This is a genomic window from Paenibacillus sp. FSL M7-0802, from assembly GCF_038004945.1.
GTDB lineage: Bacteria > Bacillota > Bacilli > Paenibacillales > Paenibacillaceae > Paenibacillus > Paenibacillus polymyxa_B.
On record NZ_JBBOSD010000001.1, the window covers coordinates 1,955,147 to 1,976,468 of the forward strand.

Consider the following 21,322-nt stretch of genomic DNA (forward strand, 5'->3'; position numbering starts at 1 on the left):
ATATGTCCTTATTGTTTCTCCAAATCCAGCAGCTTCGTCTTGACTGGTAAGCCTCCAGCATAACCGACCAAACTTCCGTTTGCACCCGATACCCGGTGACATGGAAACAGAATGGGTAACGGATTTTTGTTATTGGCTCCACCCACAGCACGTACCGCCTTGGCTCGTCCGATCGATTCTGCAATATCTTTGTAGGACACACTTTGTCCGTACGGAATATTTTGTAATGCACGCCATACCTGCTCTTGAAAAGGAGTGCCTCTCAAATCATAGGCTATACTGAATTCCCGTCGTTCTCCCGCAAAATATTCACGCAGTTGGTCCGCGGCTTCGCGCAGTTTTTCCGGCTCCTGCACATAGACATATTCCCCAATCCATGTTCGGGCCCATTGCTGAAGCAGTGCTTCCTTTGCATGAAAAACGCCATAGTCTATTCGGCACAGCCCCCGATCCGTAGCGCACAGCGTCAACGTGCCCACAGGTGTCTCCATCTCATCATAATAAATGGTGGTTGGACCCTGTGAATCTCCGGCCGTTACTTCTGATTTTGGTAATTCAGACGCCTTTTGCTGTTCTGCCTGCTCTTGTTCCTCTAGTTTGGAATGCGCTTGCGCGATCATTTCGCGTACTTGCTCATGTTGTTCCTTCTCTGATGCTTGCTTGATCGCTGTCATAGCGTTCTCCCCTCCTATTCGACTCAAAGCCCACGCCGCCGTGCCTCGTAGCTCGGGACGCGGATCATCCAATAAAACCTCCGTTAACTTGGGCACCGCGCTGATATCCTTGAAATTGCCCAGTCCAATGACTGCATTGCGTTGAATGGGCTTCTTCCCCCGCCAAGCCGCCGCACTTTGTCCAAATTGGTCTTTGAATTCACGGTTGCTCAAATCCAATAACGGCAGCAGCAACGGCTTCACAATTTCAGGATCGGGTGTAAGCTCGGGATGGTGATCCCAGTTGAGACCCCGATTTTTGGGGCATACCATTTGGCAGGTATCACATCCGTATAGCCGATTCCCTATCTTCCGCATAAACTCCTCATCCAGAAAGCCCTTCGTTTGCGTCAAAAAGGACACACACCGCTGGGCATTCAGCTGTCCAGGACCCACAAGCGCGCCCGTAGGACAGGCATCCAAACATTTGGTACACTCGCCGCAACCATCCGTTACCGGTTCATCTGGCTGGAAAGGAATGTTCGTCAACAGCTCACCTAGATAAATCCATGATCCCAGCGTCGGTGAAATCATCATCGTATTTTTGCCGCTAAAGCCAATCCCTGCGCGTTCCGCAACGGCTCGATCCGACAATTCTCCGGTATCCACCATGTTTTTCAATATGGCATCAGGTACCCGCTCACTTATAAAAGCCTCAAGCTTTTCCATCGCTTCGCGTAGTACCAGATGATAATCTTTCCCCCAGGCTGAACGTGCCAAAATACCACGGTACTTCCCCTTGTCCGACTTCGGCGGGTCCTTCATTTTGGAAGGGTACGCCACCGCAATAGCAATCAGAGATGCAGGCTGTGAGCCATACAGCTCCGGGTAGATCCGCTTATCAATATCTGGCTCTTCAAAGCCGGATTCATAGCCTTTCGCACGATGCTCTTCCAATATAGCTTTCAGAGACAGAAAGGGGTCGGCGGATGCGAACCCGATGGAGTCGATACCCAGCCCTGGAGCTGCCTCAATAATTTCCTGCTTGAGCGAAGCCCAAGTCGAAGCGGTTCCGGCAGCCGCCTGAGTCAATCCGCGTTGCATCCGATACTCACCTCTCTTCCACTTTTTATCATTACAGATATGAGGATTTGCAAAATTCTCATATCTCAAATTTCAACAGAAAACAGCAGCAGATGCTACCGTAAATTTTTAACAGCACTGGTCGCCAGAAAATCACAGCGATTATTCAGTTCATTGTCACTGTGCCCCTTAACCTTCACATATTCAACCTCATGCTTACCCATCAGTTCCCACAGTTCTTCCCATAGTTCCTTGTTCTCCACTGGCTGATTTTTACTGTTGCGCCAGCCATTACGAAGCCAGTTCTTAATCCAGCCCTGTTTGAAGCAATTGACGACATAGGCAGAGTCACTATGTACTTTCACATGGCAAGGCTCCTTGAGCAGCTTCAGTGCTTCAATCACGGACTTGATCTCCATACGGTTGTTTGTCGTCATTTTCTCGGCACCCGACAGCTCCTTACGATGTTCCCCATACAGCAAAACAATCCCCCAGCCCCCAGGACCGGGATTTCCCGAACAAGCACCGTCGGTATATACCATCACTTCTTTCATCATCCTCTTCCTTTCCTCATCGGTAACCGCCTGCTCCGTCATGGTCCTGATCGGTTCGGACGTGTTCCGCATTAATTTCAGACTTTAGTTGCTCTATAGCCATTTCCACTCAGATATCGGCCAAAATATAAATTCTGCACGTCCCAGTAAATCTTGAGATTTAATGCTTCCAAAATAGCGGCTATCCTTGCTCGCTGCAATATGGCGATTATCTCCCATGACAAAAAAGTGCTCCGGCTCCACCGTAAAAGGACCATAATCACCATCCTCCACGTCAGAGTTGGTGTAAGGTTCATTTAGCAGTTCACCGTTCACATACAAATGATTATGTTCAACTCGGATTACATCTCCGGGAATACCTATGACTCTTTTCACTAAAAATCTTGGACTCGACAGCTTGGAATCGGGATCTTTTAAAATCACAATGTCCCCCCTGCCCGGATCATGAAAATTATAAACCAGCTTGTTGACGAACAAATGCTGACTTTCCATTAACGTCGGCTGCATCGAATGTCCTCTGACCGTGGACAAGTTAAATACAAACAGGTTCAGAAGCAGCAAGACGACCATGGCAATCAGAAGGGTGACTAACCAATCGCGTATGTAACCAGAGCGACCTGCTGGTTTGGACGTTTCCGGCGAGGGAAGTGGGCCTGACGAAGGAGCCAAAGCGTCCATAATTAAACCTCCTCAACCCTGTTATAAATAGAAAAGCATATCCCGTACCCGATTGCAACGGTTACTCAGATATGCTCTAAATGTAAATATTATACTTAATGTTATTCAATTCTCTTTATTTCGATTCCCGATTAATGAGGCGCCAAAATACTCAGCTTCTGAAAAGCCTGTAAAATCTGGCTTGCTCCATAGCCCATCGCTTCGTACAAAGGCATGGCCGCACTGTTATGCTTGTCCCCTGCTACCCAAATACGGCTAACCTTACGTTGCTGAAAACGCTGCTCCATGGATTCCACAAGCGATTTGCCGATTCCCATCCGACGACGATCCGGATGAATAGCGATACGATAGTAACAACCATCATTCTGATCGATCGTGCCGATCAAAGCACCAACGATCTCACCCTCTTCTTCTGCAACGATGATCAAACCGGAATCCCACGAAAGCTGACGGGCAAACGCACTCACCGTCTCTTTGTAGCACTCCTCTGACAAGGCAATTTGCATGAGTTCCGTTACTGAGTTCACATCACTTAATTGAAAGGAACGAACGTGCATAAGTAATATCTCCCTTTTCGTAAGCATAATAAAAAAATTGAGACAGCACCGTCATTTTTACATAAATCCTTAAATTTCTTATCATGGTGTTAATCACAAGGCATTATGATAAAAATGCATACGATCTGCTATATATGAAATGAAGAACAGGAAAAGGGTGTATGCCCTCAAGTTCGTCATGTCATAGACATGACAGATTATAGCAGACGACAAAAAAGCCGAAATTTCTGCTTCCTTGACCATTAAACCATACTTTTTGATGGAATACATCCCTTTTTCTCATGTAAGCGCTGTATATAAAGCGTTTACATTTTAAAGTTCACAATTTACCTCTTATTACCTAGGTATTATGTATTCCAATCGGGTTTTTGGACATGCTAGCTACCAGGCCGTATTGCCCAGTTTGCTATTTTACAAACAAAAATGTTGATTAAATAGGCTGAATGCGGTTTAATATAACTGTCGAGGGTATTATTACATAGGAACACTTACCCAACCATATAACCAGGAGGGATTTTACTATGGCATTTCAATTACCAGAACTTCCTTACGCAAAAGACGCACTGGAACCGCACATTGATGCACTGACAGTAGAAATTCACCATGATCGTCACCATAACACATATGTAACGAACTTAAACGCAGCTCTGGAGAGCGCTCCTGAACTGCAAAGCAAAAGTCTGGAGGATCTGATCTCCAATCTGGACAGCGTTCCTGAAAGCATCCGCACTGCGGTTCGCAACAACGGTGGTGGACACCACAACCACAGCCTGTTCTGGGAAGTTATCGGTCCTAACGGCGGTGGACAACCGACAGGTGCTATTGCTGAAGCAATCAGCAACGAGCTGGGCGGCTACGACAAATTTAAAGAAGACTTCACTAAAGCAGCTACAACACGTTTTGGTAGCGGCTGGGCTTGGTTGGTTGTCGGCAAAGATGGCAAACTGGCGATCACTAGCACTCCAAACCAGGATAGCCCGCTGTCCGAAGGTCTGACTCCGGTACTTGGACTGGACGTTTGGGAGCATGCTTACTACCTGAAATATCAAAACAAACGCCCAGACTACATTGCAGCATTCTACAATGTAATCAACTGGGATGAAGTAAACAAACGTTACGCGGCTGCAAAGAAATAAGCCAGTAACAACATCTCTATCCTATAATAAAGGGCTGTCTCAAAAGTAGATTTTCTACGAATGAGACAGCCCTTTTGGCATTCCATGGTAAACTGGTGGAGATGATTCTCAAATACAGCTCTGGAGGTTGATGGATGCAGACTTTTTTTCGTTACAACTGGATGATTCGGGAACAATGGTACCGCTGGTGTGAAGAGGTGTCGCAGGAGGAATTACTGAAACAACGCGTCGGCGGAGTCGGCAGCATTCTAAAGACACTCTTTCATATCGTTGATGTGGAGTGGAGCTGGATTCAAACGATTCAGGGCAAACCCGACTTTCAGGAGGACTTCTCTCTGTATGATACGCTCGACAAAGTCCGTGAGCTGGATGCAAAGTTTCGACTCGATGTCGAGCCGTTCGTGCTCGCCTGGCATGATGGTCTGGAACGGAAAAGGTTTGAAGATCACCTCCCGGACGGCAGGATTGTAATTGATGCCTGGGGCGAGGTGATGCGTCATGTCATCGCCCACCAAATCCACCATATTGGGCAGTTGTCCATATGGTCTCGGGAGCTAGGCAAGCCTCCGGTTTCGGCCAATGTAATCGGCAAAGGGCTAATTGAAAGCGATGGTGGCATCGATTAGCTTTAACGAACATACAAGTATATTCATGTGACTCAGAGCCGTCCTCGGTCTTTTTTAACGACTGAGGACGGCTCTTTTACTTTTTCATCTATACTCTCTTGTCCATTCCACGCATATTCTCTTCTTTTAACCGTTTTCATAAAGCCTGATTGTAACTGATTAAGTTATTCAACTTATCAATACTCTCTTGGTTCAGAGTGTTGACCTCTTGCTCTTGATAGCACCGTAAGCCAATGTAAATAATGCTCCACATAACAGGGCAATAAGATGAGCGATGAGATAATTCATATGACCATGGTTCTCTGACGCTGCAATTGCAAAGCCAGGAAGAGCCGTGGTTCCGAATCCTATGGCTGTCAGCTTGCTTAAATATACATATGCTCCCGCAATCATTCCTCCAAGGCATCCAGCAATCAGGGGGAACTTATACTTTAAAGTGACCCCGAAGATCGCTGGTTCGGAGATTCCAAAAAGTACAGACCCGAATGCAGAGTAACCCATTTCTTTAACCTTGGTGTCTTTGCGATTCAAAAGAATATACCCCAAAACGGCGCCCCCTTGAGCCATCAAAGCTACTGATGCCAATGGGTTGATAAAATTTCTGCCTGTATCGGTTAACAGCTGCGCTTCTACCGCACCCATAACATGATGTAAGCCTGTAATAACAATGATCTGCTGAATGCCTGCAAAAAACATAAAACCGAATATCCCAAGGTTTTGCGTCATCCAAAGCAGCGAAACGGTGACCAGACTGGCTAGCTCTCGCCCAAGAGGGCCGATAATCGTAAACAATAGCAGGGAAGAAATAAAGACCGTCAGCAACGGAGCCAAAAATAGTTTAATCATGTCTGGAACCTTTTTGTTAAAAAACTGATCCAACTTGGCTACCACATATCCCATCATTAGAGCAATAATAATACCGCCCTGAAATCCAACCAACTGTACGGGAAGGCCGAAAAGACTGATCGATTCCGGATTTTGACTTCCTTTAGCTACCTCAAAAGCATCTGCCAGTGCCGGATGAAGCATAATCGCACCCAGCACAAGCCCCAGAATAGGACGACCGCCGTATCTCTTGGTTGCGGAATAAACAACAAGCAGCGGCAGGATTGTAAAAATACCCGTGGAAACGATTTGAACAAAGCGATTGATCCCTTGAAAAATTGGATACATCTCCACAATCGACTTAGGACCAAATAACCCCTTCTGACCTAACAGCCCGGTTATCCCCATTAACAATGCGGCGGCAAGAATTCCCGGCATGATCTCAATGAAGACATCTGACAGCGATTTAATGGCTTTTTGAAAAGGATTTTGCTTTAGTGCGGACTTCGATTTGACATCACTTAATGACATATCTTCTGTTCCGGTCAGTTTGGAGAACACGGCATAGATGTTATTGACCAACCCTGCTCCAAAAATGATCTGCAGTTGGTCCCCCGCTATGAAAACGCCTTTAACCAGATCAATATCTTCAATCTTTTTTAATTCCGCTTTTTCATTGTCCTCAAGTACAATTCTTAATCTTGTGGCACAATGGGCCACACCGATAATGTTCTCTTCACCACCGATATATTTTAAAATTTCTTGAGAAATTTGCTTATACTGCTTTTCTTTTGCTTCCATCTAGTAAAACCTCCTCTAGCTGAGTCAGATGTCTTCTTTAACAAATCTCCAGAACATGCCTAAAAAGTCCTGCTTTACCCTGGCAAGCGTTATGCCGACATGCATTAATTCATCACCGCCGAACAGCTCACCGGTTTCTACATTTCTATAAACGTAGTCTGGATTCAGACCTTTGAATTTTAATGTTTTAATCGCGGCAGCAGGTTGGGATAAAATCTTGAAATAGCTGGCCGCCATTTCCGTTTGATCCTCTGATACAAAGCTCCATGCGGCTTCATTTTCATCAAACGGATTAATTATTCTGTAAAACTTCCCAAATTGAATGAGCGATCTCATTTCTTTATATAGAGCTATCTGTTTTTTTACTATTTCTTTTTCCTCAACGGTTAATGTCGTCAAATCTAGCTCATATCCAAAATTCCCGGCCATGGCGACATAACCTCTTGTCTCCAAGGGAGTTATTCTGCCCACTTGATGGTTGGGTACTGTGGAGACGTGTGCCCCCATGGTAATTGGAGGGTAGACAAGACTTGTTCCCCATTGAATTTTCAGTCGGCAAATGGCATCCGTATTGTCACTCGTCCAGGTCTGAGGCATGTAATAGAGCATGCCGGCATCAAAACGGCCTCCTCCACTAGAACAGCTCTCGAATAAGACATGGGGAAACTTTGATGTAAGCTCTTCCATAATATTATAGAGTCCCAGGATATAACGATGCGCCGTCTCCCTTTGTCTCTCAGGCGGCAAGGCTGCCGAACCCACATCCGTCATGTGACGATTCATGTCCCATTTTACATAAGTAATTGGAACGTCCGATAAAATATCGGAAACCGACTTAATAATGTACTCACACACTTCCTTCCTCGATAAATCCAACATCAGTTGATTTCTTCCCAACGTATACGGACGATCAGGGACATGGATACACCAATCTGAATGCTTTCTGTATAAATCGCTGTCTATGGATACCATTTCAGGTTCAAACCACAAACCAAACTCCATACCCAGATTTCGTATGCGGTTTGCAAGATCCGGCAATCCATCTGGAAGTTTGCGACGATCCACCACCCAATCGCCTAATGAAGTATTGTCATCATCCCGTTTTCCAAACCACCCATCATCCAGTACAAACAGCTCCACTCCTACACTTTGAGCCTCCTTCGCCAACTGCTCAATCTTGTCGGCATCAAAGTTAAAGTAGGTGGCTTCCCAGTTATTAATCAGGATCGGCCGCTCCTTGTCACGAAAAGGCCCACGACATAATCTGCTCCTGTATAATTCATGATAAATTCTCGACATGCCGCCCAATCCATTTTCGGTGTATACCATGACCACTTCTGGCGTTTGGAAGGATTCCTCCGGTTCAAGCAGCCATGTAAAATCAAAAGGATTAATCCCCATCGCGACTCTTGTGTTCCGATAGGAATCTACCTGAGCCTGTGCCGTAAAGTTCCCGCTGTACACCAGATTAAAGGCGTACACTTCACCCTGTTCTTCATCTGTTCCTTCTCTTACAAGTGCCATAAAGGGTGCCTGTTGAGGGCTGCTGGCTCCACGGCAGCTGTCTACCATTTGAATTCCGGGTAAAATTTTTCGCCTTGCTATATTTTTTTCATTATTATGCGCACCGTACAAGGTAATTAGTTCGTATTCATCATCACGAAAATCCACACTAGCACTTAACGCTTTAAGCAGTTTTAGCTGCTGCCGACCTTCATTATCGAACCGGACTGAACGGGTGATGACATCCCACTTTTGATATAGGCTATAGGATAGTACAATCTTTACATCAATTAATGGGTCTTCAAGGACGATTTCCAGAGTTTCTACTTCGCCATCATCCTCTGCATAAGTAGAAGGAAGCCCTTTCAATTTTGGCTTGCATTGGTAAACCTGATGTTCTTTATACCGAAAGTCTGTCACGGTAGAACCATTCTCCAATTGAAGCTGATACGCAGGAATCCTGAAATCACTATTTCCAAATGACGGATATTCTTGTGGGATGGTATCCAGTGAAAAGGCTCGATCCGAGCCATCCGGATTGGGTGAAAATCCTCTATCCATAAAGATGATTTTATTGCTTCCCCGATAGTTCTGAATTTTCTTTCCCCAATACAGATGGGCTAAATAACCATCTCGTATAACCTGCATGACATAACTCGTATTGCTGCCTTGTAAATGGAATAAAAGATTCTCTTTATCGATGTGTATAGTCATAGCAACCCCCTTATAGCGCCAATAGTACGTTTTTTCAAAATTATAAATTATGTTGTTTTCTTATTGTTTACATCCTAATAATAATTGAATAGTTTTAATAATTATATGGAATAATGTAGACTCTATATGAAACGGTGTGATAATATACAGAGATGAATTAAGGGGTGAAAACAAATGAGTTCGCACTTTTCCAATCATTCCTATAACAACCTGGATCTCAATTTATACACATGTGGCAAAGAAAGCTGTACCAGCAAGCACTCTTATGGTCCAGCCATTCGAAGCGGGTATATGGTGCATTATATTTTAAAAGGAAAAGGGATCTTTAAAGTCAACGATAAAATCTATCATTTGGAGAAAAACGATGCTTTCTTCATTGAGCCGAAGGTTTTAATTTATTATGAAGCAGATGAAATGGACCCATGGGAATATGCCTGGATTGGTTTTAATGGGGTGCAAGCAAAAGAATATCTAAGCCGAACCTGTATCAATAGGGACAATCCCATTTTCCGGTTTGAAGCGGAGGGTAGCCTTGCCCGCTGTATGGAGAGCATCGTCGTTTCTTCTACACTGAAATCCAACAAAGACCTGCTGCTTGCATCCAAGCTATATGAATTTCTGTATTTGATGTTTGAACATTACCCTAATCAGGAAGTCAACCATGAAGTAAGACAGCAGCGGTATATTAAAGAAGCGCTTCTCTTCATTCAGCAAAACTATTCACACTTCATTACCGTAAGTGACATTGCCAAGTACATTTCAATTGACCGTTCGTATTTGCATCGTTTATTTAAACAGCAACTAAATAAGTCACCGCAGGAATTTTTATTACATTTGAGGATTGAAAAATCGTGCTCCCTATTAAGAAATACTTCCCTTAAAATCGGAGATATTGCGCGGTCTGTAGGGTATAAAGATGTACTCCTATTCTCCAAAATGTTCAAAACGGTCAACAAGGTGACTCCATCCGAATACCGAAAAAATCCCCAATAATAACACGCTTCGTTCGCAATTAAATTAGGCATATTCATTCCAAAAACAGAAAAATAGCGGCAGTATGGATCAACCTCATGTCCATACTGCCGCTATTTTTTTAACTACCATCTTTTATGGGCAAAACCTTTAGTTTGATAATTAGTTCTCTTTTTGCTTCGCATAATACTCGGTGATCAGATCAAGGAACACCTTGGGAAATGCCAAGGTGGCCATATCCGCCTCGCTGATCCAGCGGTACCCCGCTGGCAGCACATTGCGCGTGTACTCCGCCTGCTCTGCCAGCGTAATCAACGCCCCCGGCTTCGCTCCGGTACTGTAGCTGGCCCGCTGCTCGGCAGCCAGCGGTTGTCCTCCCGCCTCCCCGGCAGGGGCGGCGACCTCTTCACACTGGAACACACGTAGGTTCCAGTGAATGTGGCTGAACGTGTGCTCCGCCTCACGTACAAACCGCACCGGGCGCGCAAGCACGCCCTCTGCCAGCAAATGAGCCGCCAAATGGTCCATGGCGGGCTCATCCGGCACCGGGCCGTTGTAGCCCTCCGGCCCGGCAAGCTCATGCGGCAGCTCCCACATGCGGGCCAACAGGCCCTTGGCCGGGCGCTGCCGTACGAGCAAGCGGCCGGCGTTCGCTCCGCTGCCCTCGATGAGAGCGACGGAGCGCGGCTCCAGCCGAGGCGGCTTCGCCTTGGTCTTGACCGGCAGTGTCTCCTCGCGACCTGCCAATCTGCCCGAGCAATGCTCCATGACCGGGCAGGTCAGACAATGAGGCGACTTCGGCGTGCAGACCAGCGCCCCCAGCTCCATCAGAGCCTGATTAAAATCAGAGGCTCTTCCTTCGGGAATCAGCTCCCGTACCAGACTTTCCATATGCGCCCGCGTGCTGCCCTTCATAATATCCTCTTCAATGAGAAAATAACGCGACAGCACACGCATCACATTCCCGTCCACAGCAGGCTCTGGTCGGTTGAAGGCGATACTCATAATCGCCCCCGTCGTATACGGGCCTACTCCTTTCAGTGCAGCGACAGCTTGTGTATCATCCGGCACCTGCCCGCCGTGAAGCTCAACTACTTGTTTTGCCGCAGTTTGCAAATTCCGGGCCCGCGAATAATAACCCAGCCCTTCCCACAGCTTAAGCACATCCTCTTCGGGTGCTTCCGCCAGCGCTTCAATTGTAGGAAAACGTGCAATAAAGCGGTTAAAATACGGAATGACCGTATCCACACGCGTCTGCTGAAGCATAATTTCCGAGATCCAGATATAAAAAGGATTCCGATGGCGGCGCCACGGCAAATCGCGTTTGTTACGTGTATACCAATTCAACAGTTCAAAGCTGAAATAACGCTTTTGTTCCAATGTATTTGTAGTCATCACATCACATCTCCTTATATTCGACAATCACAAAAGCAGAGGCAATGTTAGGCTGATGTGTAATACTCAAGTGAATGCTGTAATTCGAGTCACCTGTAGACGGCAACCTCAGTCTATCCCACGCGGATGAAGACAAATAAACTACTGGCTTCCCCCCAGGTTCCGGTAAAATATCCATATCGCCGAACCCGATGATTTGCCCAATTCCGCAACCGAAGGCTTTCGTTATCGCTTCCTTTGCGGCAAAGCGCCCTGCTACGAACTCCGCTAGTCTACCCTTGCGTTCCACAGCAAGCTCACGTTCTGCCGGGGTCAGCACCCGATTCAAAAACGCGTCTGCATATTTACCTGCCAAAATATCAGCCATACGGCTTATTTCCAGCACATCATGTCCAATTCCGTAGATCATTTGGGTATTCCCCGTCCTTTTTACTTTACTGGATCTATTGTAACAGTGCGTCCACACCCTGGCGAGTCACAAAAGCGTAAAAACGGCACCAAAATATGTTAAAATAAGAAAGGCTATAGGTGAATGTTTTGAAATTCAGCTGATATGCCCATTAAAAAAAATTCCCGTAGAAAGGAAGGATAGGATGTCAGAAACCATTATTGTTGAAGCAGGAACAGATGCGGTGATCCGGGCTTCCTGGTTTCCCGCTAAAAATACAGCCAAAAGCCTGCTCATCATCGCTCACGGCTACAAAGGATTTAAGGATTGGGGCATGTTCCCCTATATAGCAGAAGCATTGAGTATGGATAACCATGTTGTGACCTTCAACTTTTCACATAATGGCATAGGTGAGGATCTAGAGAATTTTACCGAGCTGGAAAAGTTCGCACGCAACACCTATAGCCGCGAACAAGAGGATTTGGAACTATTGCTATCCAATCTGAGAGCACGTCATGAGTTCAGAGAATTGCCGTTGTTTCTGTTAGGACATAGCCGAGGCGCGGGGAGCTGCTTTGTATATGCTCTAGATCATCCCGGTGAGATTGCTGGCGTCATTTCATGGAATGGCGTGACAGATCTTGATCTGTTTACTTTACCGCAAAAAGAAGAAATGCGCGCCAAGGGGCGCAGCTATGTGGAAAACGCCAGAACCGGACAACAGCTTCCGCTGGATGCTGTCATTCTGGAAGACCTGGAACAAAATCGCCAGCGTTTTGCCATTGTAGACAGACTTGCCAACAGCCAGCTCCCAGCTGTACTGATCCAGGGAACCGAAGATTCCAAACGTCTACGGGAAGGCTCTGCCCTGCTCACTTCCGTTCGTCCCGACATCGAATGGGTACAAATTCAAGGCGGCACTCATACCTTTAATACCGTTCATCCATTCCAGGGAGGCAGTCTTCCACTCGATCAGGCGATTACCGAAACCCGCCGCTTCATTGAGTGGATCGCCAATTAATTATTGCCCCTTCAATACAAACGGCGATCCGCCGGGCGGATCGCCGCATTTATTTACTTCAGGATTTTGCAAAATTCGATTCCAGTCGCTCCAAGTGCAATATATAGACGAACTAGACCATTTCGATCTATATATTGTTTATTGAAAATCGCTTATTGGATTTTTGCAAAATCCTCACTTGAGCATTTTTACAATTCCATAATGATTAATGCTTACACTCCTGGGATGCTTGTCCGCTTATGCGCTGTACGTGTAAAGAAGCTTTCCAGCTTTTCGCGTGCCGCCGGGTCAATTTCCTTGCCTTCTAGGTAGTCGCTGTTTGCTTCGTAGGAGATCCCCAGTTCTTTTTCATCCGTCTGGCCTTCCCACAATCCTGCTGTAGGCGCTTTGTCCAAAATGGCCTGCGGAACTCCGAGATAGCTGGCCAGCAAGCGTACCTGACGTTTGTTAAGCGTGCTAAGTGGCGTAATATCGACCGCTCCATCGCCCCATTTGGTATAAAAGCCTGTGATGGCTTCTGAAGCGTGATCTGTGCCAACGACGAGCAGATTCAGCTCATTCGCGAGTGCGTACTGAACCACCATACGTGTTCTTGCCTTTACATTCCCTCTCACTTGCGGAGTAATGGAACGCTCCAGACCGATATCCTTTAACGTATGCTCCACTTCCACGGCAACCTTGTCCACGGCTTCCTTAATGTTCGTTTCCCCAGCATATTTCAGGTCGAACGCTTTGGCTACCGCGTAGCTATGCTCGATATCTTCCTGTTGGCCATATGGCTGGAATACACCCAGCGTTTTGTATTCGTCCCCTTGCTCCTGCGTCAATTCATCTGTAGCCCGCTTGCACAAAGCGGCTGCTACGGCACTGTCAATCCCGCCACTGATGGCGATCAACAGCCCTTTGCTTCCCGTTTTCGTTACATACGACTTGAGGAAATCCACACGCTTGCGGACCTCCGCTTCTACGTTAATCGTAGGCTGTACTCCCAATTCAGCAATAATCTGTTCCTGCAAACTCATCAGATAAGCACCTCTTTTTTAGGAATTTCCTTCACAAGCCAACATGCAAAAGCCCCGGCAAGTTTCGCAGGCGAAAAATGCGGGGCATAGCTTGAGCAGTCTTACCGGCAAAAACGATCAAATGCACTGGTCAAATCAGCAGCGATCTGATCTGCCGAACGATCCTCCACCTGATGACGCTCGATGAAGTGAACCAGCTCGCCGTCTTTCAACAGCGCGATAGAAGGGGAAGACGGTGGATAAGGTGCGAAAAATTCGCGAGCCTTTGCTGTTGCTTCCTTGTCCTGTCCGGCAAAAACCGAATACAGATGATCTGGCGTAAGATCATGCTTCAGTGCTTCAGCCACACCTGGGCGGCATTGGCCTGCGGCACAACCACATACCGAGTTCACAACAACCAGCACTGTACCTTTAGCATTAGGCAGCTTGGCCTCCACATCTTCAGAAGTACGCAGTTCCTGAATCCCAAGATTCGTCAGTTCATCGCGCATTGGCTGAACTGAATCTCTCATATATTGATCGAAAGACATAGACATATTCTTTCACTCCTTTTCCAAAAATCATGTATACTACGTTTCTAATTTCATCCTTTGCCGTAGTAAAGGCATGGACATCTAAACTTCATTATACAATCTTTTTCACGTAATTTGCAAAAATCCGGCTATATATTTGCACGATTATTTCTGTATCGAATTCATGACAGGAAACTCAGAATGATCCCGGTAAGTCGGAACGGTTCTGCGCAATCGAACTTTAAACTGCGTGCCCATTCCCTCCACCGAATCTACGGCAATTGTACCGTGATGACGCTCCACTATACTTTGACATAAGGCCAGACCCAGACCTGTACCTTTCGTTTTGGTCGTGTAAAAAGGTTGGAACAGCTTTTCAAGCTGCTTTTGCGGAATTCCCGGACCTGTATCCTTTACTTCCATTTCCACGAAATCCCCTTCCTCATGAGTCGAAATGGTCAGCACTCCCTTTTCCCCCATAGCTTCCATCGCATTACGCGATAAATTAAGCAGCAATTGCTTCATTTCCTTAGGGTTCAAATGCAGCATCGTCACATGATCCTCTAACTTTAGCTCAATCGTCTGTCCCCTCAGATTCGCATCTGCCCACAATAAAGGCGTCAGTTCGCGAATAATATCATGCAGATGACATTGCTCCTTCTCGACAATTCGATTCTGGGCCAGTGAAAGAAAATCGTTAATAATCCCGTTCGCCCGGTCAAGTTCCTCCATCACAATGCGGTAATAATGGTTGAGGGATTCTGGGCTTTTCTCACGCATAAGCTGTAAAAAACCACGCACAACCGCCATCGGATTACGTATTTCATGAGTAATGCCTGCTGCCATCTGTCCAACCAGACTGAGCCTTTCAAAATTACCCAGCTCACTGCGCAGCGTCTCCAGCTCTGTAATATCTTGCAAGGCGATAATGACACCTGTCGTTTGGTTTGCATGTTTATCCCGAATAGGAAGGAAACTTGAGAAGAATACTTTGGGGGTAACATTTATAAAATCAGCCCCCGCCTCTCCTTCCAACGCTTTCGCAACTCGTTCGTTAACCGCAGGCAAAGCGCTAAAACCATATAACGAGGTGAATGGACGACCTACTACCTCAGGCAGCGTAATGTAGGGATCGTAGTCCCGATAGAGTTCCAGCATCGTTTTGTTCATATGTATAACTCGTTCTTCGCTGTCCAAAGTAACAAGAGATAACGGCATCAAATCCATAACTTGACGCAGCTTATCCACTTCAATTAAATATTTGCTCGTAAACTCAGTCACATCACGCCGTAACGTCAGCTTCTCAAAGGCATTATGCATCAGGCTCACGACCGTAAAACTTGCCAGTACCCCTGCACCAATATTCCAAAACGTTGTAAGTAAGTCAGGAATGTATACCGCAATATCCTGTTTGCCCCACAGTAGCGGAAATATCGCCTTAAACAGCATATCAGCCACAACATATGCGGAGATCAGGAGCTTTTTGTCCAACATTGTTCCTCTTTGAAAAAACTTGACATGCAGGAGCATAAAAGGAAAAAGGATAAAACCCGTGCCCACGTACATCGGGGACATTTCTGTTGACTGGGCTATAATTAGGACTCCCATCAGTGCGGAAGCGGCGAGCACGAAGGCAGTGCGACGTCTACCGTACATGATGCCAACTGCAAGGGGAATAATACCGAGATTGGAAGGTAGACCATATGGAGACTGATATTGAAAGAGTGTACATAACAATATGGCTGGCAAGCAACACAAGTACAGTATTCCTTGATTGGGTCCAGGAAGCAGTTTGCCACCCCAAACCTTTTTCTTATCCCCATAATCCGTTAATATAGAGAAAAAACCCGCCGATATAACGGCAAGGAGAACTTGGAGCACACTTTCCTTCAACGCAATTAACAAGGACTTCTCCCCCTCATCATCTTTCCTTGACGCCGTTAGTTGAATTAAAGCACAGGCTACAATATATTACAATATATGTGTTAAAATCCCGGTGTAGAACGACAAAATTTGCTAAATACTAGATGTTTATAAGAGGAGCGTTTTTACGCAATCCAAATCCCTACAATTGAAAAATATACGCGTTACTGTACTCGAAAACTATCTAAAGTGACGGTATTACGTTATGATGAACAATCGGTTACACCGTTCTGAATGATTTTGAAAATTTGTCGACGAAAAGGAAGAGGTTAATGACTTACGACGTTATTGTGATCGGAGGCGGCTCAGCCGGATTAATGGCTGCTGCTGCTGCCAGCGGTGAAGGTGCCAAGGTGATTTTGCTGGAAAAGGGAAATAAACTCGGGCGTAAGCTGGGGATCTCTGGTGGAGGCCGTTGCAATGTCACGAATGCCAAAGAGCTGGACGAACTCATACGGCACATTCCCGGCAATGGCCGATTTCTGCACAGTGCACTGGCGGCTTTCGGCAATCGGGATATCATCGCCTTTTTTGAACAGTTGGGTATAGCCTTAAAGGAAGAAGACAACGGGCGTATGTTTCCAGTGACGGACAAAGCCAAAACAGTTGTCGATGCTTTGATCAACAAGGTACGCTCTCAAGGAGTCGAGATTCGGACAAGCAGTCCTGTTCAAGAGGTTATTTACACTGAAGGTCATACAGCTGGGGTGCGACTGCGTTCCGGTGAAATCCTACATAGCCGTAATGTCATTGTAGCCGTTGGTGGCAAATCCGTCCCGCATACAGGCTCGGAAGGTGACGGCTATGCATGGGCAGAACAAGCAGGGCATACCATTACGGAGCTGTATCCAACAGAGGTGCCGTTGACCTCAGGCGAGACGTTTATCCAGACGAAAGAGCTTCAGGGACTATCCTTACGCGACATCAGTCTGACCGTATGGAATGCGAAGCAAAAGAAAGTTGTCGTCCATGAAGGAGATATGATTTTTACACATTTTGGTCTATCTGGCCCGACTGCTTTGCGGTGCAGTCAGTTTGTCGTCAAGGGAATAAAAAAGGATAAGGTGAACACGGTGTTGTTGACTCTCGATTTGCAGCCTCACAAACATGCCGATGAAGTCTACCGTGAGACACTGGAATTGGCATCGGTCGATGCTAAAAAAGCGATCAAAAACGTGCTTAAGCCTTATTTACCGGAACGCTTAATTCCATTGTTGCTCCAGCAAGCCGAACTGCGTGAGGACTTGACCTATGATCATATTCCTAAGCAGCAGTGGCAAGAACTTGCTCATCGCATTAAGGCCTTTCCAATCCGTGTGAACGGTACGCTCTCTCTGAAGGAAGCATTTGTTACCGGGGGCGGTGTGAATTTGAAGGAAATTAATCCGAAAACAATGGAGTCCAAGCTGATGCCTGGATTGTTCTTCTGCGGTGAGATTCTCGATATTCACGGTTACACTGGAGGTTATAATATTACAGCGGCGTTTACGACAGGGCATACAGCAGGAACCCAAGCGGCCGTAAGCGATTAAGACGCTGCGCGTAGGATTTGATCTTACGATCGCTGTTGCTTCTCCAGATTCAAATCCTCCGCTGCGCTGCAAACCGCCATTACATCCGCATTCTTATAGGAAAAGTAGGAAGGAAATCAAAAAGACTTAAATCAGTCATGTTACTGATTTAAGCCTTTTTTTTAAAATGGCGTAAAGAACAAGCTCCATCTTGTTTTGACATTTGCCGCTATTTAAACCTCAATAATGATAGGTAAAATCATGGGTCTTCTCTTCGTCTGACTGTAAATAAACCGGCCAACATCATCTTTTAACATCTGCTTAATCAGTCCCCACTGACTCATTTCGATTTCGGTTAACTCGTTCACTGTGGACATAATCGTGTCGTGGATCTGGCTCATGAGCTCTTCGGAATCCTTAACATATACAAACCCTCTTGATATGACCTCTGGTGTTGCGAGCATTTGCTTCTCGTTTTTGCTCAACGTCATCACAATAATCAGCATTCCGTCTGATGAAAGCTTTTTACGGTCTCGCAGTACAATATTACCTACGTCCCCTGTGACCAACCCGTCTACCAAGCTATTGCCTGCTGCTACTTTGGGGCCTAGGGATGCCCTTCCCTCTTCGATTTGAACAGTGTCACCGTTATGGACGATAAATACATTCTCCATCGGAATTCCCACAGACTCCGCTAGCTGACGATGCTGATACAACATCCTGAATTCGCCGTGTATGGGAATTAAAAACTCGGGTTTCATCAGGGTCATCATTAATTTTAATTCTTCCTGGCTGCCATGACCGGACACGTGCATCCCTGTGGTGCTGCCTGATCCATAAATAACGTTGGCGCCCAGTACGTACAGGTTATCAATGACCTGGGAAAGATTCCGTTCATTCCCGGGTATGGCTCCTGCAGCAATGATTACAGTATCACCAGGCAAAATTTCGATTCTGGGATGCAGGGAATTGGCTAGACGGGACAGTGCAGCCATTGGCTCACCCTGACTTCCTGTACATAAAATAGCAATTTCTTCTGCAGGAAACCGTTCTGTTTCTCCCGCCTCAATCAACAAGTCCTCAGGCATGTGCAAGAAACCCAGCTCCTTAGCCACTGACACCACATTTATCATGCTGCGACCCAGTAGAACGAGTTTTCTGCCTGTTTCTACAGCCGCGTCAATGACTTGTTGGACACGGTTCACATTGGATGCAAACGTAGAAATAAATACTTGCTGTTTGGCTCTGGCAAAAGCATCCAAAATATGTCCGCCAACCAAACGTTCTGAAGGAGTAAATCCTGGCCTTTCGGCATTTGTACTTTCGGAGAGCAGCACTTTTACCCCCTTCTTTCCTATTTCAGCCATGCGATGAAGATCGGGGAAAGGTCCACTGACGGGAGACATATCGAATTTGAAATCCCCGGTATGGACCACATTTCCTTCCGGTGTCTGAAAAAAGACACCCAGGCAATCCGGGATACTGTGGACGGTAGTGAAAAAGGATGCCTGAATCGTTCCCGCTTGAACGGTTGAATCCGCATCTATAAGATGAAGCTCAGCATCACGTAAAAGGTTGTGCTCCCTTAACTTAATCTTAATTAATTCGATGGTGAGCTTTGTTCCATAAACGGGCATATTAATCTGCTTCAGCAGATAGGGAATACCTCCGATGTGATCCTCATGCCCATGAGTCACAATGAGCGCTCTGACTTTATCCTGATTTTCCAGCAGATAGGTGACATCCGGCACAATGAGGTCAATACCAGGCAAGTTCTCATCAGGAAACTTGGAACCACAATCGATAACGACAATATCCTGATCGTATTGGATAAAATACATGTTTTTCCCGATTTCATTAACACCGCCTAGAGCAGCAATGAGTAATCTATTATCAGCATGCATCAATTTTATTTCCTCCTTAGGAAAATGCTATCCATATTATTCATTTTCCACGTAAACTTATGCACAAAAAGAAACCCTTGTCTCTAAAAGACAGGGGCTCTCACTTGATTTATTAGATACCCACCGCAGCCGAAATAGCAGCAAAAATAGCAGCAACTAACCACAGGATCGGGAATAGCTTGAAGATTACCTTCAGCCACTGTCCAAAGCTGATCCGGGCAATGGCCAATCCCGCCAGCAGTACTCCGCCTGTCGGTGAAATTAGATTGGTTAACCCGTTACCGAATTGGTACGCTGTGACTACTGCTTCACGATTGATACCTACAAGATCGCCAAGCGGTGCAAGTACAGGCATGGTTAGTGCTGCTTCCCCCGAAGAAGATGGGACTAGGAAAGTAATAATATTATGTGCAACCAACATAATGGTAGTGAACAAGTAACTTGGCAATCCTTCCAGAATGCTTGCGAGTGCATTCAATACGGTATCGATGATCATACCCTGCTCGGCGATGATCAGAATTCCGCGGGCAAGACCTATGATCACTGCAGCGTAGATGAATTCTCCACACCCTTTTACAAAATTCTCAGCTATTTCCTTCTGGCTCATTTTAGTAACTACCCCGACAAAAAGACCCAGTGCGAAGAAAAGGGCACCAATTTCAGTCATATACCAGCCTTTGGACAAAATTCCCCAGACAATTGCTCCAAGCGTTACAATAAATCCACCTATTATTAATTTGTCCCGAAACGTGAAGACGACGTCCTCACCTGTATTTTCTTTTATAAATTGCTCACGATTTATAATATCACTCTGAAAAACAATGGATTTCTCCGGATTTCTCTTAACCCGATGCGCATACCACATCGTAAAGGCAATAGAAATCATAGTAAATACAAGCCATTCAATAAATCTCAGCCAGAGCTGAGGATTCCCCTCCACTCCTGCGATCCCCTGGGCAATCAATACTGAAAATGGATTAACAGTCGAACCAACATAGCCAATTTGCGTTCCCAGAAATAGAATGAGAATAGCAGTCATAGAATCGAAGCCTAGGGCAAACATTAACGGAATGAAAATCGCATAAAGCGGAATAATTTCTTCGCTCATCCCAAAGGTAGAGCCTCCGAGACTGAATATAACCATGGCAATTGGAATAAGCAGAATCCCCTTATTCTTCAGCCGTCTGGCAAGAGCTGTCAGGGCACGATCGATGGCTCCCGTCTGCAATATAATCCCGAAGGAGCCGCCCACAATAAGGACAAAAGAGACGACATCCGCGGCATTGATAATCCCCTCAATAGGAGCGCTTAGGATTTGAGGGAGGCCTTGTCTTAAATCACCGTTCTCACCAGTTTTGGGTACAGTGTGATAGGTTCCCGAAACGATCGCCGTTTTGGTCACGCCGTTTACTGTCACTTCATGACGCTCAAATTGTCCGCTGGGCACAATCCATGTCAATGCGGCGACTGTAATAATAATCAAAAATATTAAAGTATAGCTATGGGGCAAGGATAATTTCCATTTCATATTCTTGATGTTCATG

The 21,322-nt window shown here is 45.9% G+C and carries 18 protein-coding genes; 5 read left to right on the forward strand and 13 right to left on the reverse strand.

Annotation, left to right across the window (positions count from 1 at the left end; translation table 11 throughout):
- Nucleotides 1-8: 8 nt before the first annotated feature.
- The 4 genes from queG to MHB54_RS09265 form a co-directional block, all read right to left on the reverse strand.
- Entirely contained in the window at nt 9-1,757 is a 1,749-nt protein-coding gene (queG, locus tag MHB54_RS09250) for a tRNA epoxyqueuosine(34) reductase QueG (RefSeq protein ID WP_068939420.1), read from the reverse strand.
- A 95-nt stretch (nt 1,758-1,852) separates the two neighbouring features.
- The gene (gene rnhA, locus MHB54_RS09255) at nt 1,853-2,290 is read right to left on the reverse strand and encodes a ribonuclease HI (protein WP_023986996.1); all 438 of its coding nucleotides are present in this window, start codon (nt 2,288-2,290) and stop codon (nt 1,853-1,855) included.
- A gap of 93 nt (nt 2,291-2,383) precedes the next feature.
- Nucleotides 2,384-2,968, reverse strand: a complete 585-nt coding sequence (gene lepB, locus MHB54_RS09260; RefSeq protein WP_264454185.1) for a signal peptidase I — start codon at nt 2,966-2,968, stop codon at nt 2,384-2,386.
- 131 nt (nt 2,969-3,099) lie between these two features.
- Complete coding sequence (locus tag MHB54_RS09265) at nt 3,100-3,525, reverse strand: GNAT family N-acetyltransferase (RefSeq protein WP_023986994.1); 426 nt, start codon at nt 3,523-3,525, stop codon at nt 3,100-3,102.
- A 521-nt stretch (nt 3,526-4,046) separates the two neighbouring features.
- Here MHB54_RS09265 and MHB54_RS09270 point away from each other — a divergent pair.
- Nucleotides 4,047-4,661 (forward strand): superoxide dismutase, encoded by a 615-nt coding sequence (locus tag MHB54_RS09270; RefSeq protein ID WP_023986992.1) that lies wholly within the window; start codon nt 4,047-4,049, stop codon nt 4,659-4,661.
- 134 nt (nt 4,662-4,795) lie between these two features.
- Entirely contained in the window at nt 4,796-5,287 is a 492-nt protein-coding gene (locus MHB54_RS09275) for a DinB family protein (protein WP_028541012.1), read from the forward strand.
- A 192-nt stretch (nt 5,288-5,479) separates the two neighbouring features.
- Here MHB54_RS09275 and MHB54_RS09280 read toward each other — a convergent pair whose 3' ends face one another.
- Together MHB54_RS09280 and MHB54_RS09285 are read right to left on the reverse strand one after the other, a co-directional pair.
- On the reverse strand, nt 5,480-6,913 hold the full coding sequence (locus tag MHB54_RS09280; RefSeq protein WP_028541013.1) for a PTS transporter subunit EIIC: 1,434 nt from the start codon (nt 6,911-6,913) through the stop codon (nt 5,480-5,482).
- 24 nt (nt 6,914-6,937) lie between these two features.
- Nucleotides 6,938-9,130, reverse strand: a complete 2,193-nt coding sequence (locus MHB54_RS09285) for an alpha-galactosidase (protein WP_264454186.1) — start codon at nt 9,128-9,130, stop codon at nt 6,938-6,940.
- A gap of 174 nt (nt 9,131-9,304) precedes the next feature.
- Between MHB54_RS09285 and MHB54_RS09290 the strand changes: the two genes are divergently transcribed.
- On the forward strand, nt 9,305-10,123 hold the full coding sequence (locus MHB54_RS09290) for an AraC family transcriptional regulator (protein ID WP_069080778.1): 819 nt from the start codon (nt 9,305-9,307) through the stop codon (nt 10,121-10,123).
- Nucleotides 10,124-10,264: 141 nt separating this feature from the next.
- On the opposite strand, the gene mutY is transcribed toward MHB54_RS09290, so the two are convergent.
- Both mutY and acpS read right to left on the reverse strand, forming a co-directional pair.
- On the reverse strand, nt 10,265-11,497 hold the full coding sequence (gene mutY, locus MHB54_RS09295) for an A/G-specific adenine glycosylase (protein ID WP_071559311.1): 1,233 nt from the start codon (nt 11,495-11,497) through the stop codon (nt 10,265-10,267).
- A 4-nt stretch (nt 11,498-11,501) separates the two neighbouring features.
- Nucleotides 11,502-11,906 (reverse strand): holo-ACP synthase, encoded by a 405-nt coding sequence (gene acpS, locus MHB54_RS09300; protein WP_071559312.1) that lies wholly within the window; start codon nt 11,904-11,906, stop codon nt 11,502-11,504.
- Between the two features lie 184 nt (nt 11,907-12,090).
- On the opposite strand from acpS, the gene MHB54_RS09305 reads away from it, so the two are divergent.
- On the forward strand, nt 12,091-12,906 hold the full coding sequence (locus MHB54_RS09305; RefSeq protein WP_071559313.1) for an alpha/beta hydrolase family protein: 816 nt from the start codon (nt 12,091-12,093) through the stop codon (nt 12,904-12,906).
- Nucleotides 12,907-13,118: 212 nt separating this feature from the next.
- Here MHB54_RS09305 and nadE read toward each other — a convergent pair whose 3' ends face one another.
- From nadE to MHB54_RS09320, 3 genes are all read right to left on the reverse strand, one after another.
- Nucleotides 13,119-13,928: an ammonia-dependent NAD(+) synthetase gene (gene nadE / locus MHB54_RS09310; RefSeq protein ID WP_025722646.1), complete on the reverse strand. Its 810-nt coding sequence runs from the start codon at nt 13,926-13,928 to the stop codon at nt 13,119-13,121.
- Nucleotides 13,929-14,029: 101 nt separating this feature from the next.
- Entirely contained in the window at nt 14,030-14,464 is a 435-nt protein-coding gene (locus MHB54_RS09315) for a BrxA/BrxB family bacilliredoxin (RefSeq protein WP_023986978.1), read from the reverse strand.
- Nucleotides 14,465-14,605: 141 nt separating this feature from the next.
- Nucleotides 14,606-16,345, reverse strand: coding sequence for a two-component system sensor histidine kinase NtrB (locus MHB54_RS09320; protein ID WP_076295363.1), 1,740 nt, complete (start codon nt 16,343-16,345; stop codon nt 14,606-14,608).
- 290 nt (nt 16,346-16,635) lie between these two features.
- Between MHB54_RS09320 and MHB54_RS09325 the strand changes: the two genes are divergently transcribed.
- Nucleotides 16,636-17,895: a BaiN/RdsA family NAD(P)/FAD-dependent oxidoreductase gene (locus MHB54_RS09325; RefSeq protein WP_069080782.1), complete on the forward strand. Its 1,260-nt coding sequence runs from the start codon at nt 16,636-16,638 to the stop codon at nt 17,893-17,895.
- Between the two features lie 212 nt (nt 17,896-18,107).
- Here the strand turns inward: MHB54_RS09325 and MHB54_RS09330 are convergent, their stop codons facing one another.
- Together MHB54_RS09330 and MHB54_RS09335 are read right to left on the reverse strand one after the other, a co-directional pair.
- Nucleotides 18,108-19,778 carry a ribonuclease J gene (locus tag MHB54_RS09330; RefSeq protein ID WP_028541023.1) on the reverse strand — a complete coding sequence of 557 codons (1,671 nt, stop codon included), beginning with the start codon at nt 19,776-19,778 and terminating at the stop codon, nt 18,108-18,110.
- 112 nt (nt 19,779-19,890) lie between these two features.
- A complete protein-coding gene (locus MHB54_RS09335) occupies nt 19,891-21,321 on the reverse strand; it encodes a YfcC family protein (RefSeq protein ID WP_023986975.1) in 1,431 nt (476 codons plus the stop codon).
- Between the last annotated feature and the right edge of the window lies 1 nt (nt 21,322).